The sequence below is a fragment of the Bacillus sp. V2I10 genome, assembly GCF_030817055.1.
GTDB lineage: Bacteria > Bacillota > Bacilli > Bacillales > Bacillaceae > Bacillus_P.
In genome coordinates, this window is the sequence record NZ_JAUSYV010000001.1 from 4,786,197 (window position 1) to 4,803,338 (window position 17,142).

The window sequence follows — 17,142 nt, forward strand, 5'->3', positions numbered from 1 at the left end:
ATGCGGAATCGCGCGGTTAGCTCCGACAGACAGATAAGAATTCACCGGATAAGTCCGGTTTTGACTTTTTCGGGATTTGTTCTAGCCGAGGAGTTGGGAGATGGAGCTGGACAACCAGAAATACGGAATCGCCCGGTTAGCTCCGACAGACAGATAAGAATTCACCGGAAAAGTCCGGTTTTGGCTTTTTCGGGGATTTGTTCTGGCCGAAGAGTTGGGCGATGGAGCTGGATAACCGCAGCCAATCATTCAGCCTAATTCACAATTTTATCAGCCGGAAATTGAATTTTTACAGTCGTTTTTCTAATTCTTTCAGCCTTTTTAACTGCGCATTCAGCCGCTTTTCTTTTCTATCAGCTTAAATCATCCTTTTTCAGCCGAATCAATTTTTAACCGAATAAGGAAGCGCCCATAAGATCTACTGCAAATCTTCTTTCAAATTAAAAAAACAGAGCCGCACAGACTCTGCTTCCTTCTTCCTATTGATCCTTTGACATTTGCAAGGCTTTCTTGACATCCTTGAATGATGAGGATTTACCGTACATGAGGACGCCGCCTTTATAAACTTTAGCGCCCAATACCGCAAGAGCGATTATGGTAATAACCAAAATTCCAATTGATAACCCGATTTCCCATGCAGGAACACTCAGCATCCCTACTCTCAAGAACATGATCATTGGAGAGAAAAGCGGTATAAAGGAGGTAACCGTGATGAAAGGCGCTTCAGGATTTCCAAGCCCGAACATTGCGATAATGAATGCCCCCACAATTATATACGTCATGGGTGAAATCATTTGCTGTACATCTTCAATTCTGCTGACAAGCGATCCTAAAAAAGCAGCGAGAGTTGCAAAAATAAAGTACCCGAGAATAAAGAAAACAATGGCATAGACTAATGTCGCAACAGGTACTTCTGAAAAACTGAAGAATCCGTCACCCATTAATTCGGCATTTTCCATATTCCCTTTCATAGAGCTGTATCCAACCAAGATAATTAGACCGAACTGTGTTATGCTTAATAAACCGATTCCAAGCAGCTTCGCAAACATTTGCTTGATGGGAGAAACAGAACTGATCAGAATTTCCATCACCCGTGATGATTTTTCTACCGCTACCTCCATCGCAATCATACTTGCATATAAGATCACTGAAAAATAAATAATGAACAGCAGAACGTAAACCAGCCCTCTTGCCTGATTCAGTTCTTCTTCAGATTTTGCATTTTCTAAAAGGGCCGTTTTCTTAAGCTCTGAAGGGGCAAACAGCTGATTTAGCTGCTCACTTTTTAAGCCAAGGTTTGCTGTACCTGCAGCTATTTTCGTTTGCTGAAGAGCCTGCTCCATTGTTTCTGAAACACTTGAGTTTACAATGGACCTTGCATAAAAGGAGCCCTGCGGCAAACCATTTTGGTCAAGACTCAGAATCAAATATCCTTCCATTTTGTCATCAAGGACATCCTTTTTCAGCTGTTCCTCTGACTTCTCTGCGCGTTTCAGCTGCAGGTTCTCATCCAGTGCTGAAGCATTCTGCTCAAAAACAGGATATATACTTTTGTCTTCCGTTTGATCAATAACAGCTACCTTAGTCGCTTCTTTGTCCCCATTATTAAAAAACTCAATCACATTTTGCAGGTTTGTCAGTCCAAAGATCAGCAGCAGCGTAATTCCTGTTGTAATCAAAAATGATTTTGTCTTTAATTTGCTTGAATATGTATGCCAAAAGATGATCCAAAATTTATTCATACTCCGCACCAACCTTTTCAATGAAAATATCATTCAGAGATGGTTCTGCCAGTTCAAATTTCCGGACAAATCCTTTGCCCTGCAAAGAAGCCATAATTTCCTGCGAGACATCTTCGCCTGTTACCTGAAGCTCTATTCCTTCAAAAAACGGCTTATATTTTGTCACACCTTCAAATTCCTTCAAGTAGGACAAATCAAAATCAGCATGAACGATCACGTTTTTCCTTCCAAAGGAACGCTTAATATCCTTTAATGCCCCATGAACTACAGGCTTTCCTTTATGCATAATGCACAAATGCTGACACAGCTCCTCTACATGCTCCATTCTGTGACTGGAAAATACAATGGATGTCCCCCCGTTTTTTAAGTCCAATACAGCCTCCTTAAGGAGCTCTACATTAACTGGGTCCAGACCGCTGAACGGCTCATCCAGAATCAGCAGCTTTGGACGATGCAGTACTGCTGTAATGAATTGAATCTTTTGCTGATTTCCTTTTGAGAGGTCCTCTACTTTCTTGTTTGCATATTCCGGAATCTTAAACCGTTCAAGCCATTCATTCATTTCTTTTTGCGCCGCCTGCTTATTCATCCCTTTTAACCGCCCTAAATAAATAAGCTGATCACGCACTTTCACTTTAGGATAAAGCCCTCTTTCCTCCGGGAGATAGCCAATTTTATCACTCGCATCATATCCGATTGGCTTTCCGTCCCATGAAATTTGCCCGGCTGATGGATTTAATAAGCCTAAAATCATCCGGAATGTTGTCGTTTTCCCAGCGCCATTGGCCCCGAGCAAACCAAACATTTCACTCTCTGGAATCGTTAATGAAAGCTGATCAACCGAAGTGTGTAATCCGAATCGTTTTGTAATTCCATCCAATTTTAATGTCATCCTGATTCCTCCTGTCTATCTTATGTACGAAACTCATTAAGCAAATGTTTCATTCCTTGCAGGAAAAAGAGAAGAAAATGAGAATTATAGGAATAAGCCTATAAAAATTTTAAACTTCATATGCAAAGGGGGCTATTAAATGGGCATGTATTACTTAACGGCATTTAATAAAGACGGGGAAAAATTAATGGATGAAAGCTTTGAAGCCACGAGTGACCAGGAAGCAAAAAAAGTCGGCGAGCAAAAGCTTGAAGAGAAAAATTATCTAAAAAAAACGCACCGCTGTACATCGGCAAGCGGTAAATTGATTTTGTTTGAAAGATAAGATAAGTAAAAAGATGATGAGGGCATTTCTTATATGGAATGTCTTTTTTATCATACTTTAATTACAATCCGGTGGTTTAGAAGCAACTCTAAAAGTTTCCCTAAATGCTCTTTTCCAGGCGAAAAGCAGAAAAATTCCCGGGTTTTGAATGAAATGCTTCTGTTTTCTGGCTTATCGTTATAAAACGGATAGGTTTTTCCTAGTTGCAGTTAGATTTTATTGTTTGAAAGGACACAGTTCCAAGCTGAAACTGTGTTTACTTTCCAAAAAGATCGCCTTAGTTTCCAAAATCGCATTTTTACTTTCCAAAGTCTGCTAAACACTTTCCAAAATGAACGATTTACTTTCTTTTTTCCATTCGCCTCCTAATTGCCAAAGTGAAATAGAAAAGCGGTTACAACAATCGTAACCGCTCTCAATTTATTTACCTGTAAACTGAGGTTTTCTTTTTTCTAAAAATGCATTTATGCCTTCTTGATGATCCTGAGATTGTCTCATGTTATATTGGGTTTCTTTTTCAAGAGAAAGGATTTGTTCCAATTCTAATTTCTTTACAGCTGAATAAATATTTTTGCTGGCAATCATCGCTTTTACAGGTTTCTGCAGCCATTCGCTGACAAGGGATTGTACAGCATCTTTTAAATCAACATCGCAGACTAAGTCAACAAGTCCAAGTTTGTAAGCCTCATCCGCGCTTAACTTATCACCGCTCCAGATCAATTGCTTGGCCTTCGCTTCGCCTAAGCGTTTTTCCATGAAATAGTGTCCTCCTCCGTCAGGTACCAGACCGATGCCGATAAAATTCATGGCAAGAACTGAGCTTGAATGTGCGACAACGTAATCTGCCGCTAAAGCCAGGCTGAATCCTAAGCCGGCTGCCGGTCCGTGAATGGCGCTTACCGTTACCTTAGGCAGTGTATAAAGCGTCGTGATGACCTCTGAAATTAAATCCATAACCCCTGAAAAACCCGAATTATCCATTGAATTCAGCATGGTTTTAATATCCCCGCCAGCCGAGAATCCCCGTCCGCTTCCAGACAGAACCACAATATCCGCTTCACTTTCACAAGCAAGTTTCAGTGCCTGAAGAAGTTCTCTCAGCATTTGTTCATTCATGGCATTTAAAACATCAGGCCTGTTCATTTCAATCGTCGCATATCTTCCATGTACCGAATATGTAACAGTTTCCATATCCATCCCCCTTAATTAAATATCCATCCTCACTATTTATTATAGCCAGTTATGAAAAGAATTGATATTATTTTCAGATAATTTAAATTCTCTCCACAATTGTGGCTGTCGCCATTCCGTGTCCAATGCATATTGTCAGCAGACCGTAGCGTGCCTTCCTGTGTTCAAGCTCATTGACAAGGCTCGTCATAAGCTTTGCCCCAGTAGCACCCAGTGGATGTCCAAGAGCGATTGCCCCTCCATTAACATTCACTTTTTCAAGGTCTGCCCCAATCACTTTCTGCCAGGCAAGGACAACAGGAGCAAATGCTTCATTGATTTCGAAAAGATCAATATCGTTTACAGTAAGCCCGCTTTTCGCAAGTACCTTCTGAGTCGCAGGAATGACTCCTTCAAGCATATAGGTAGGGTCAGAGCCTACAACGGCTTGTGAAACAATTCTAGCCTTTGGTTTTAGTCCGAGCTCCCGTGCTTTGGTTCCCTCCATTAAAAGCACAGCCGCTGCCCCATCACTCATTTGGCTGGCATTCCCTGCCGTCACAACGCCATCTTCTTTAAACACCGTTTTTAAATTTGACAGAGCTTCAAGAGAGGTGTCGGCACGAGGACCCTCATCCAGGTCAAATACGATTTCATCGCCCTCTTTATTCAATCCTTTTAGAGGCAGAATTTCAGATTGAAAGATTCCATTTTTAATTGCTTCAAGTGCTCTCTGATGGCTCCTGAGTGAAAAAGCATCAAGCTCCTGCCGGGTAATCTGATGTTTTTCTGCAATCATTTCGGCTGAAATGCCCTGATGAACAAAGTTATATTTTTCATGCAAGCTTGCAGGAATCGTTTCGTCGTTGCCATCGCTCAGAATCGGAACCTTCGTCATGCTCTCTACACCCGCTGCAATGACAATGTCCATATCACCCGACCTGATTTCCTGGCAGGCAAAATGAATAGCCTGCTGGCCTGATCCGCACATGCGGTTAATTTGAACGGCAGGCACGGTGACAGGAAATCCGGCTTCAAGAGCGGCGAGCCTCCCAATGTTAAAGCCTTGTTCTGCAATTGGGGATACGCAGCCCATGACCACATCCTCAACCTGTTCTTTCGGCAGACCCGCTCTTGTCACAACCTCATCTAACACCGCAGCTGCAAGATGAACAGGATGTGTTTCTCTAAAGGCGCCCTTCCTTTTTCCAACAGCCGTTCTTACCGCCTCAACAATTACTACTTCCCGTGTCATTTTCTCTCTCCTTCGTATGTGTAAAATCCTTTTCCGGTTTTTCTCCCGTGATGGCCGGCTTCAACAAGCTTTCTTAATAGCTGCGGAGGCAAAAAGCGGTCACCGTATGCATCCGCCATCCCATTGCTGACAAACAGCATCGTATCAAGGCCGACTAAGTCAGCAAGCTCAAGCGGTCCCATTGGATAATTCAGCCCAAGCTTAACCGCTTTGTCGATATCTTCTGCACTTGCAATGCCTTCCTCATAAATCCGGATGCATTCAAGCATATGAGCAGACAGAGCTCTTGTTGTGACAAAGCCCTGAGCATCTTTTACTAAAACCGTTTCTTTCCCTATTTCATCTGATAATTTCCTGATCGCTTCTATGGTCTGATCAGAGGTATCTATACCCTTTACAATTTCGATCAGCTTCATGACAGGGGCCGGGTTAAACCAGTGCATGCCAATAACCTGATCCGGTCTTTTAGTTGCAGCCGCAATGGCTGTAACACTTAGTTCTGACGTATTTGTTGCCAGGATAACACCTTTTTCGGTTAATTCATCAAGTTCTTTGAAGATCGCTTTTTTAAGGTCCAGATTTTCAGGAACTGCTTCAACAACCAGCTCTGCTGCATTCACTGCATCTGCAAGCACGGTAAAATGGCGGATATTTTCTAATGCTGCTGACTTATCAGCTTCTGAAAGATGACCCGCTTTAACGAACCTTGATAAGCTTTTATCGATTCCAAATTGTGCTTTTTCCAGCGCTTTTTTTGAAACATCATATAAGTGAACCGTTTTTCCTGCCGCTGCAAAGGATTGGGCAATCCCGCTCCCCATTAAACCTGAACCGATAACGGCTATTTTCTGTATGCTCATGGAAGTGAGTCCCCCTTGATTTATGGTGATTGGATTAAGCTAAATCTAAATTTTTTACGATGATGGTTTTCATGATTTCATTTGTTCCGGCGTAAATGGCTGAAACAGGAATATCCCGATATCGTCTGGCAATCTCGTATTCTTCCATATATCCGTATCCCCCATGCAGCTGCATGACCTCTGACGCTACTTTTTTCGCCATATCCGTAATCCAGTACTTCGCCATGGAAACACGTGTAACAGCATTTTTGCCTGATATATGCTCTTCAATGACAGAATCTAAAAAGGTACGGCCAATTTCTATTTCCGTTGCCATTTCTGCCAGGCGAAACTGAACGGTCTGAAAATCGCTTATTGATTTTCCAAACGCCTTTCTTTGCTTTGTGTATTGCTTGGCGATCGCAAGCATTCTCTCAGCAGAAGTCTGTGCTCCGATTGCTACAAGGAGACGCTCTTGCTGCAGCTTATCCATTAAGTAATAGAACCCTTTGCCTTCTTCTCCTAAAAGGTTTGCTGCAGGCACTTTTGCATCCTCAAATATGAGCTCTGCTGTATCCTGGGCGTGCAAACCTACTTTCTCTAGTTTTCTCCCTCTTTTAAAGCCAGGTGTATCTCTTTCAACGACGAGAAGGCTGATTCCTTTGTGAGCAGGCACTGACTTTGTGTCCGTTTTGCAGACTACAACAATTAAATCAGCACAGATTCCATTCGTAATGAATGTCTTCTCTCCATTTAAAATATAGTAGTCTCCTTGTTTACTAGCTGTCGTTTTTACTGCAGAGAGATCTGACCCTGCCCCTGGCTCTGTCATTGCAATGGCTGTAATGGTTTCTCCCGTCACACAAGTCGGCAGGAATCTCTGCTTCAGCTCTTCCGTTCCGTAAGAATCAAAATACGGCACGACGATATCGTTATGAAGGCTGATCCCGATCAGGCTTCCCCCCACTTTTTCAAGCTCTTCGTTTATAATGACGGAATAGGCAAAATCTACTCCTGATCCGCCATATTTCTCATCTGTCCAGGGACACAAAAAGCCCTGCTCTCCCATTTTGATCCACAGTTCACGCGGAACCATTCCTGCTTTTTCCCACTGGTCGTAGTATGGCACTGCTTCTTTTTGAAGAAATTTTCTCAGTGCTTCACGGAAAATTTGATGCTCTTTTTGCAAGTAAGCTGCCGGCATTTCACTCAAACCCCCTGTATTATGCGCTCGGCTGTTCTGCGAGCTTTTCTCTTAAAAGAAATTTTTGTATTTTGCCGCTTGCGTTTCTTGGCAGCGCCTCTACAAAATGATATTTGCGCGGTCTTTTATACGGCGCAAGCTTATCGCTCGACTTGCAGAATTCATCAAGCTCTTGTTCTGTTAAATTCAAATCTTTTCTGACGATAAAGGCAGTTACGCATTCTCCCCATTTCTCGTGCGGCTCTCCTAAAACAGCTGCATCCAGGACACCTTTATGCTCAAATAAAACATCCTCAACTTCCCTCGGGTACACGTTTTCTCCGCCGCTTATGATCATGTCATCTACTCGGTCAGCCACATATAAAAACCCGTCATGATCCAAATATCCTAAATCCCCTGAATGATACCAGCCTTTGTACAGCGCCTTTTCTGATGCATCTTTCATATTGAAATAGCCTGCCATCATGCAAGGTCCCTTTACGATAATTTCACCAACCTGTCCCGGCTGCAGAAGATCATCAGGTTCTGATGGTCCATTCTCATTGGGCTTTACAATCCGCAGCTCATGCCCAAAGCACACCTTTCCCGCAGAGCCTACCTTAGTGAGCTGCTCATCCTCTGACAGGAAGGTTACAGCAGGCCCCATCTCTGTCATGCCATAAGCCTGGATAAGGTCGGTTCCGAGCTTTTCCTTGCACAGCTTGACTAGAGCCGGTGCCATTGGGGCTGCTCCGTACAAACCTAGTCTCAGGGAAGTTAGATTGTACGTTTCAATTTTTTCCTGAAGCATCATGTTCCACATCGTTGGAGCTCCAAAGAAAACGGTGATATTTTCTTCTTCTATAAGCTGAAGCACAAGCTCCGGCTCAAAATGATGAAGAATGACATTGCTTCCTCCAACTTGGACGCGCGGAAGGAAACAGCAGTGCAGCTCGGCACAGTGAAACATCGGTGCTGCCACTAAACCGCGGTCATCCTTTGTCAGCCTTTTTGCAGCAATACAAACATGATTCTGCTCAATCATATCCCGGTGACGATGAAGTACTCCTTTCGGGCGCCCCGTCGTACCGCTCGTGTACATGATCGCATATAGGTCATTTTCAGTTACTTCAAGATCACTGAGTCTATCGCTTGAATGCTTAACTTTCTCGTGATAGCTTAAAGCATATGATGGCGGTTCACCATCAATGAACCAGAAGGAAATATCTTCAAACTGTGATTGAATTTCGCTGATTTGCTGCTCGAGTGCCCTTTCAAACAGAACTAAGGAAGGCTTTGCATCGTTTAAAATGTATGCTACCTCCTGAGCTTTCAGCCTGAAGTTGATTGGATTGATGACCGCACCGATTTTGGCGCTTGCAAAATAAGCCGTTGCGAGCTCAATCGTATTAAATAAATACGTTGAAATCCGGTCACCTTTTTTAACGCCTGCTTCTAAAAACGCATTCGCAAGCTTATTCACTTCTTTTTGCCACTCTGAATAAGTCCATCTAATTCCTCTCCGGACATCATAAATGGCTTCCTTTGCAGGGAACTTGTCAGCAGTCAAATCAAATACTCGTCCAATCGTTGAATACATAGAAACTCCTCCTTCAGATAGAAAGCGTTTACAAAAAGGGCAGAAATGCTTCATTATTTAATCCCTTTATTAACATTCATCTTTTATCAGAAAATTCCTTCATTATATCAATAAAAGGTATTGTTAAATATGATTTATGATTAAACCAAAGGAAAAAGACCCCTCCTCTTTTTTAAAGAAGCTCCAAAAACAGACCTATAAAACTAAAAATTGAATACTTACAGACCAATTAAAAAAGCCTTACATTATAATTGAACTAAAAAAACACACCATTTCATGATAAATGGTGTGTTACATTCTATGCGATTTACTGTTTTGACCCTCTAAACGGAACTCGTTACACTTTGCTCACTTTTTCTATCATGCCTCTTCCAGCGTAAACCGTTTCAATTATACTATTTAAATCCGATATAGAACGGATCTTTGTGTAAAATTCGATCATAAGCGTACCATGCGCCAAGCCAGCGTCCATGAGTATTGTTAGCTGCTCTTGGAATATACCGCACTGAAAATCTTCCATCTCCCGCCCCGGCCCCTTCATAAGTGCTGGCAAACGGAAATTCGTCACATTCATACCCTTCAGGCTTACTTAGTTTGGAACAGGCTGCATCTTTGGCTTTTCTATTAGCTGCATATTGCGCAGGATCATATTTGGAATACAACCGAGTGAGAGGCGGCCTTCCTTCTACCCCCGGGATTAAGCTTCCTGGGGATGTAAGTGCGTCCTTATGATGTTGAAAGGCTTCCTTCATAACACTAAAGTAAGGATTATTCATATCATAAAAGAAAACCGGTTGGACGTTAGCAAAAACCGCCCCTTCTTTTGGAAAGAAATTAGGATTGAACACAAACAGGTAATCAGCTGAGTCCATACGAATCTTCTCTTTAGGTCCATCATTGGTAATCGCCGGGTATTTATTGCCCGGGGGGTCGACTGTCACTCTCGGCCACAGGTCCATATAGCTTATTTGATCCTTATTGCCTGCAGTAATTGGCGGCGGATCTGAATCAAATAAGGTTGACCCATCATCATTTGATTTCCATTGAGCCAAAGTTCGAGTGTCTGGTGAATCATCCCCTAAACAATCGCGGTTCTCAGAGATGCCGTCACACTTGATACTGACGGATACTTTAGAACCGATCCAGCCTTTACTGTCAAAATCCATTTGAATGTCGTCTACTGTATAATTGTAGAAGACGGTTCGCGCCCCATTCATACTATTGCCAATGACGGTCAGTCTAAATGATACCCAATCGCAAAAGAACGGGAATGGGCTGGGACCGCATCCAACTGGATCGGAGTACACAATATAATTGGACCAGCAATACGAATAGTGGTTTTTGATCCAGCCTTCAGATGATTGATCGTTCTCAACACATGCATCAAATTGTATATCATCATACTCAAAAGCAGGCGGAGTCCAATCGTCCCCTTCAGCTGCCGTTTTAAAATTGTCCACACTTACCGGATAGATTTTTTTACTTTTTGCAGCTTCAGATGCCATTTGCTGCAAGGTTTGTTTTCTTTGTGCATGCTGTTGTTCAGAAATCAGACCCAGTTCTTTTGGAGATTTACCTCGCTCAAGCTGTTTCCTCACTTCATCAGCTTTTTTCGGGTCACTAGTCGGGATAAAATACATCTGCGGTTTACTTTCCGAGGATTCTAGTTTACTCGTACCTTCGACGTCTGACACTTGATTCTGTTTGGCCTCAATCGACTCCGGAGGGACTAAAAAACTAAACACTAACGTCAGAATCAGGGCAACGGATAGCCAATACGATCTTTTCTTCATTCTCCTACCTCCATATCTGATGTCCTGGGCACAATACGATATAGATACGACAAATGATAGCTCTCTGCACGGCCTCATGTCTTGTAAGCTGTAAATACTAGATGCCGTACATATGATGAAAAATAAGCAAATTCTTATAAGGGAGAAATCCGCCATAATCAAAAGAATGCATTCAAAAAATGCTCAATCCGAAAGAAAAAAAGCTCTATTATGATAGTCACTATTTTGACGGCCGCCGCTTTTTCCTTTCCTAAAGAAAGATTCTTCCAATTTTGTTTTTTTCTGCCCTTGCCTATTTCTACCATATACTAATTCTTTCATTAAAACGATGGATAATTCTATTCATTTTGAAAGTGAACTAATATACTATACTTTCTTTCATGTTAAGTAAAAAATACTAACTGCCCCAATCCTTTTCAAAAGTGAAATAAAGGCTCTAAATTATATCTAATTTTTCAGCTTCATTAAAAATCCATAAAAAAGAAGCTCTCCCCCACGGGAAAGCCTCTTATATTCAGATCACCCAAACATTTCTTCCAGAATCTTAATTTTCGCTTCTGTATAATGCTCAAAGCTGTCGTTATAGGATTTTGGATCCTTCGGGTTCGCAAATTGCGTAATTTTACCTGTTTCAGGATGAATGAATTTGCTTGCAGCGCCGCATCCGATGCCAATGATGGATTGCTGCTCCTCCATGATCATAATGTTATAAATGCTGTCCTGGCCTTCAAGAGCATAGCCGACATTTTCAAGATTTCCAAGGATGTTTTTTTGACGGTACAAGTAGTATGGTGTATAGCCGTGCTCATCTGTCCATTTGACAGCATGTTCCATCATTTCTTCGATTTCTTTACGGCCTGCTACTTTGTACTTTTGTTTATTTCTTGTCATTTCCGATGCGCGTTTAAAGGACAGGGTATGAACCGTTAAGGATTCAGGCATCAATTTTTCTGTTTCCGATAGAGTATAATCAAATTCTTTAATTCCTTCACCTGGCAGTCCTATAATCAAGTCCATATTAATATTGTTCATGCCCATTTGGCGTGCTAAATGAAATTTATCAATGGTCTCCTGAACAGAATGATGCCGGCCGATGGCTTTTAATGTTTCGTCAATATATGATTGAGGATTGATGCTGATTCGGTCAATATTCCATTTCTTTAACACGTTCAGTTTGTCCTCAGTAATTGTATCCGGACGGCCTGCTTCTACTGTCAGTTCACGGATTTTATCCACACCGGGAAAAGCTGCGTTCATTTCCTCATACAGCATATCCATTTCTTCTGCCGTAATGCTGGTTGGAGTTCCTCCGCCATAATATACAGTCGTGATTTTAATGTTTTTCTCTTTCAGCCATGTTCCCATCTCCCGGATTTCATAATGCAGTCCGCCGAGAAATGAATCGACAGATCCCTGTCTTCCGCCGATTGCATATGCCGGGAAGGTGCAGTAAGCACATTTAGTAGGACAGAACGGGATTCCAATATAAATGCTCACTTCTTTTGAAAGGTCATATAAATCAGGCACAACGCTAAGCTGCCTGTCTACGATCCGCTGCATCAGCTGAATTTTTTCGTCTGAAATTAAATATTCTTCCTTCAGCATTTTATGCGCTTCTTCTTTTGACATGCCTTCACGCAATTTTTTATGAAGAAGCTTTGTTGGACGTATGCCCGTTAAAATCCCCCACTGCTGAATGATGCCAGTGTATTCCTGAAGCAGGTTCAGATGCACAAAAACAAGTGAATGTTTGACCGCTTTGAATGTTTCTTTTTCACTCTGGTCAGCTGGAATTATTTTTTCGTGCGATGCCGCTTGTTCATATCCTTTCATATCAGACAAAGTTCCGCGGACACTGATGTTGCCGTTATTTACTTCTATTTCAAAAACGATGCTGAGGTCCGCTTCTGACTCTTCAAACTTCAGCTCTGTTTCTTCATAAAACAAATTTGAAATTAACTGCAGCGGACGATAAAATCGTTCATCACTTATGCCATTTATATTAAAACGCAAGACTCTCACCTTATCTTCTTTTAGATTCAAAACTTCCTTAAGTGTACAAAACCTGGAGCTTATGGTCAATTTAGAAAAGCAGAGACGCAAGCAGTGAGCCTGCTCCAAATGCAGCTGGCCATTTAGCGAAAATGACATTTTTATTAGCGAAAACTTAAGTTTTTATAGCGGTTTTTCTGATTCATTTAGCCATTTCAAAGGTTTTATTAGCTAACGGCTTTTTTGTTTTAGCCAATAATTGCTGCATTTATTTGCAAATCTTATGATTTAGCTGAAATCATCTTTTTTAGCCGAAAAAGGTAAAAAGCAGATGGCTAAACGCCATCTGCTCCCAATTTACAGCACGTATTTTTTAATTGCTTCTGCAACTCCGTCTTCATCATTTGACAAAGTGACCCAGTCTGCTGCTTCTTTGACGATCTCCTGTGCATTTCCCATGGCAATACCCAGACCGGCTTCTTTAATCATCGCCAGGTCATTCATACTGTCGCCGCAGGCCATCACGTTTTCCATTGTAATGCCGAGCAGGCCGCATACCTTCTCAATGCCTTTGGCTTTATTGATTCCAATTGCATTCACCTCGAGGTTTGTAGGACTTGAATTGGTGATTTCAAATTCTCCTCTGCTGCGGAGCTCATTTAAAATGGTCTCCCGTGCTTTGTCATCTTCAATTTCGTATCCAAACTTCAGCCACTGATAAGTGCTTAAGTCCTCTGGCATTTCATTGAAGAATACTCTTTCTGTGCTCGTTGCCCAATAGCCCGTTTTATGTGCTTTAGAAAGGTCGAACATCCATGTCATCAAATCATTATGGACAATATTCCTCTCTACAAGTTCCCCATGCTCATCCCAAATCTCGCTTCCATTTACAGTTACCAAATAAGAAGATAAGCTGAGTGACTTAGCAAGATCCCTCAGTGTTGCCATGCTTCTGCCGGTGCTTATCACTACATGTATGCCCCGAGCTTCAGCGTCTCTGATCGCATTTCGATTTGCTTCTGAAATTTCTTTTTTTTCATTCAGCAGTGTTCCATCCATATCAAGTGCAATAAGTTTAATATTCATGTAAAAATCCTCCTATACCTTGTCAGCTCTTTACATAGAATATCATTTTCCCGGCTGATAAACCAAATGAATGCCTGCTGCTGTCTTATGTTGCTTGTTAAAACAGATTTATTATTCATTAAACATTAGCGGATTCCATTGCAAAGTACTCTTTAATAGAGTAGCTGAAAAGCTGGCGTTTAATTCTCCCTTTATCGCCAATCAGCCTGTACCAGCTTTGCCCGACATAAAAGTGATTTGAAAGCAGGATCTCTAACACATAGGAAATTCGGTCTTCGGCTTCTTCACTCGCAATTTTGGCTTTACTTGAGAAAGCCAAAACAAAATATGGCTTTTCATGATCCAGTTCGAGAACTTGCAGATGATAACTATCCCCATGTTTACGGTTAAAATCTTCAAGAACCTTTTCAAGGTCCATTCCTATTTCAATCTCGAATTTGCCAGCTTCACTCCAATTTGAGATAAGTGAATCATAAAGGGACAGTGTAAGAATAAAGTGCGATTGATACTCGCCTGGATTAAATTCTTGATTAGCATTTTGTACTTCGAGCGGCACAATAATATACTTTTCGTAATTTGAAAAGAAGTCCCCTTTCATCTCTTTCCCTTCTTTCTTTAGTTAATGACCAAGGAATAGTGTGATTGCCTCCGTACATGATAAGAAAAGCGCAAGCGCCCGTTTAGCTTAAGGCATGGCAGATAAGAATCAGTCAGAAAAGTCGGATTTGACTTTTTTGACTAATTTGCTCTGTCCGAGGAGTTGGGCGGTGGAGCTAGACATCAATGCGCAAAAATTTATACTTTCTTATCTCTCTAGAAAAAATATATACCTTATTATTTCTAAATAAAAACGGAAATACCTTCTCGTACTTTTGAACAATGACTGTTTTTGCATAGATTGTTTTTTATAAGAATACAAAAATCTCAAAAAAAAAGAGCTGTATGCATCAGCTCTTTCCATTCCCTGTTAATGAATCTGCCATTTCTTCATCTGTCGCCAAGATAAGATCTGTATGAACATAATGAGATCCGAACATTTCATGGAGTTTTTCTATTTTGAGTGAATTTACTTTTACAATATCGTCATTCTCTTTATAAATATAAATGGTAAAATATTGATTGAGATACTCGAAAAAGTGATTCGGGTCTACCCCTGACTTTTCAAAATACTCACTGTTGAATTCAATAAAACCAAGAACTGAACGGCTTTTTTCAAATAATTGCTTCATTCCCTTTAAAACGAAAGCCTCATATCCCTCCACATCAACTTTAAAAAGAACCGTTTCATTTTCCATGTCCTTTTTAAATAATGAATCAACTGTTATTGTCTTGATTGAGACCTCGTCTACCATTTGATGCGCAGGCATATAGGAAGCTGAAGATGTGCCTGACCAATGATTATCTATAAAAAAGAGTTTATCTTCTCCGTCTGAATCGGAAGCAAAAGCATGAACAATCCTGATTTGTGAATAATTCGGATGAGCATCCCGGGATTGGCTGATATATGTAAGCAGGTTTCGGTTTGCTTCAATTCCATAAATCTTTGTATGTTTTGGATAGATCACTGAGAAAATACATTCGCCGTAGTTGACGCCAATATCAATGATATAGTCCGGCTTCACTGTTTCAACAGCCTGCTGCCAAAAAGAAAGAAGCCTCTTTTGTGTTACTCCCCCGCTGATCAGCAGAGCTCTGCCCCGATTCTCCTTTGCATCGACAAAAAGAACGGTTGAGGACGGCAGCACAATTTTGTCTGGAAGTTTGCTGATATCCAATGTTCTGTATTTCATCAGTATTCCAAAATCAATTAAACCCTTCCAAAGCTTCGGGTAATGCTCCCACATTTTCATAAGAAACGGCTTTCGTACAGCTGCTTTGTTTATCATGATGGTCCTCCTTTTTCAGCATCCTTATATCTTCTTATTAATCTATAAAAATCCTTTGTAAAAGGATACAGATTAACATAGAATTTACAATTAGCTTAAAGGGGCGGGATGTTCAGTTATTGGCTAATATCTTTGCTTCCTTTTTCAAGACTGCGGGCAGTCGGGCTCTTTTCGACCTTATCCTGATCTTTGAAGGTTCTTTGATTCCACGATACACGCCAACTCAGGGTTTTACGTATTCATTGAGAGTGAGTGATACCCCGAAACAACAAAAAAACGGATACAAATTGCTTTGCAATTTAGGACCCGTTTTCCCTGTATTTTGATGTTTTCTCCCTTAAAGCTCTCCTAATAAGCTGTGATCTATTTTTATCGATCAACCTTCAATTCATCTAAAAACTCAATCCGATGCTGCTTTCTGAAATGTTCTTTTACCATGTATGAAACGCCCTGATCATCGTTATTTCTGGTAATCCAGTCAGCAGCTTTTTTTACATGATTTGGCGCGTTCCCCATCGCTACTCCAAGACCGGCCATCTCAATCATTTCTTTATCATCATCCGCGTCTCCAATTGCAACCATTTCTTCAGGCAGAATGTTTAAATGCTGACCGAGCACCCTTAAGCCGTTCTCCTTTGAAACGCCTTTCGCTGTAATTTCAAGTACTGTTTGGTTTTTCCCCCTTATTGTAATGCCTTCGAACGAGTCAGAAAGGAGCTTTTCAACCTCTCTGCATTCATGTTCTTCTGAAAAGTACACTTCAATCTTTGGAGCTGAGAGCGGTTCATCTCTTAAGTTTTCACCAAGTGAATCAACAAACTGGACTGGATAAAACAAAGGATCCGATGGGCTTAACAATGTTTTTCCTACGATATTTGATGATACTTTCTTCCGGTTTCCGAGCGAAAAACGCTCATGCACGATTCGGACGTTGCAATCAAATGTTTCAAGCACTTGAACAAGGTTAAATGTTTTTTCCTCGGATATTCTATTTTCATAAAAAGATCTGTCAACTTTATCGGAAATGAACGCACCGCTGTGCGTAATCAAAATATTGTTTATCTTAAGCGCTTTTGCAAGTTTTTTGGCCGTCTGAAAATGGCGGCTTGTAACGAGAGTGACGTAGACTCCCTTTTTTTGAACATAATGGACCGCTTCCCTTGTAGAAGGTTGAAGTCGACCGTTGGAACGAAGCAATGTTCCATCAATATTTAACGCTAGTAGTCGGTAGATCACTGTGAATCCCCCTTCACCTGATGTCTGATTTCTAATATGAGGATATGTCCCTTCATCCTGAAATAGAACGAAATGACCTCCATCCTCTGTGAAGTGATTTAGAAAACAATCCTCTAAAAAACGAAAACAGCTCTGTGATTTTA

The 17,142-nt window shown here is 41.2% G+C and carries 14 protein-coding genes; 1 reads left to right on the top strand and 13 read right to left on the bottom strand.

Translation table 11 applies throughout. The annotated features are described in order from the left end of the window. Positions 1-479 precede the first annotated feature (479 nt). Together QFZ72_RS24205 and QFZ72_RS24210 are read right to left on the bottom strand one after the other, a co-directional pair. A complete protein-coding gene (locus tag QFZ72_RS24205; RefSeq protein ID WP_307438540.1) occupies positions 480-1,742 on the bottom strand; it encodes an ABC transporter permease in 1,263 nt (420 codons plus the stop codon). Beyond that, positions 1,735-2,634 (bottom strand): ABC transporter ATP-binding protein, encoded by a 900-nt coding sequence (locus QFZ72_RS24210; protein WP_307438542.1) that lies wholly within the window; start codon positions 2,632-2,634, stop codon positions 1,735-1,737. Before QFZ72_RS24210 ends, QFZ72_RS24205 begins: the two co-directional genes overlap by 8 nt. Positions 2,635-2,773: 139 nt before the next feature. On the opposite strand from QFZ72_RS24210, the gene QFZ72_RS24215 reads away from it, so the two are divergent. Beyond that, positions 2,774-2,959: a YhzD family protein gene (locus tag QFZ72_RS24215; RefSeq protein WP_307438544.1), complete on the top strand. Its 186-nt coding sequence runs from the start codon at positions 2,774-2,776 to the stop codon at positions 2,957-2,959. Between the two features lie 420 nt (positions 2,960-3,379). Here the strand turns inward: QFZ72_RS24215 and QFZ72_RS24220 are convergent, their stop codons facing one another. From QFZ72_RS24220 to QFZ72_RS24270, 11 genes are all read right to left on the bottom strand, one after another. Continuing rightward, positions 3,380-4,150 (bottom strand): enoyl-CoA hydratase, encoded by a 771-nt coding sequence (locus QFZ72_RS24220; RefSeq protein ID WP_373464631.1) that lies wholly within the window; start codon positions 4,148-4,150, stop codon positions 3,380-3,382. An 82-nt stretch (positions 4,151-4,232) separates the two neighbouring features. Next, positions 4,233-5,384, bottom strand: coding sequence for a thiolase family protein (locus QFZ72_RS24225; protein WP_307438547.1), 1,152 nt, complete (start codon positions 5,382-5,384; stop codon positions 4,233-4,235). After that, positions 5,381-6,244 (bottom strand): 3-hydroxyacyl-CoA dehydrogenase family protein, encoded by an 864-nt coding sequence (locus QFZ72_RS24230; protein WP_307438548.1) that lies wholly within the window; start codon positions 6,242-6,244, stop codon positions 5,381-5,383. The genes QFZ72_RS24225 and QFZ72_RS24230 overlap by 4 nt, the downstream gene beginning before the upstream one ends. 34 nt (positions 6,245-6,278) lie before the next feature. Continuing rightward, positions 6,279-7,427, bottom strand: coding sequence for an acyl-CoA dehydrogenase family protein (locus QFZ72_RS24235; RefSeq protein ID WP_307438551.1), 1,149 nt, complete (start codon positions 7,425-7,427; stop codon positions 6,279-6,281). Positions 7,428-7,446: 19 nt separating this feature from the next. Further along, positions 7,447-9,006, bottom strand: coding sequence for a fatty acid--CoA ligase (locus QFZ72_RS24240; RefSeq protein ID WP_307438553.1), 1,560 nt, complete (start codon positions 9,004-9,006; stop codon positions 7,447-7,449). A 395-nt stretch (positions 9,007-9,401) separates the two neighbouring features. Further along, positions 9,402-10,799, bottom strand: a complete 1,398-nt coding sequence (locus tag QFZ72_RS24245) for a NucA/NucB deoxyribonuclease domain-containing protein (RefSeq protein WP_307438555.1) — start codon at positions 10,797-10,799, stop codon at positions 9,402-9,404. 519 nt (positions 10,800-11,318) lie between these two features. Continuing rightward, positions 11,319-12,812, bottom strand: coding sequence for a coproporphyrinogen III oxidase (locus tag QFZ72_RS24250; protein WP_307438557.1), 1,494 nt, complete (start codon positions 12,810-12,812; stop codon positions 11,319-11,321). A gap of 336 nt (positions 12,813-13,148) precedes the next feature. After that, entirely contained in the window at positions 13,149-13,877 is a 729-nt protein-coding gene (locus QFZ72_RS24255; RefSeq protein ID WP_307438559.1) for a Cof-type HAD-IIB family hydrolase, read from the bottom strand. Between the two features lie 118 nt (positions 13,878-13,995). Further along, complete coding sequence (locus QFZ72_RS24260; protein WP_307438561.1) at positions 13,996-14,475, bottom strand: hypothetical protein; 480 nt, start codon at positions 14,473-14,475, stop codon at positions 13,996-13,998. A gap of 349 nt (positions 14,476-14,824) precedes the next feature. Then, positions 14,825-15,763, bottom strand: coding sequence for an FkbM family methyltransferase (locus QFZ72_RS24265; protein ID WP_307438563.1), 939 nt, complete (start codon positions 15,761-15,763; stop codon positions 14,825-14,827). Positions 15,764-16,132: 369 nt separating this feature from the next. Further along, positions 16,133-16,999 (bottom strand): Cof-type HAD-IIB family hydrolase, encoded by an 867-nt coding sequence (locus tag QFZ72_RS24270; RefSeq protein ID WP_307438565.1) that lies wholly within the window; start codon positions 16,997-16,999, stop codon positions 16,133-16,135. Between the last annotated feature and the right edge of the window lie 143 nt (positions 17,000-17,142).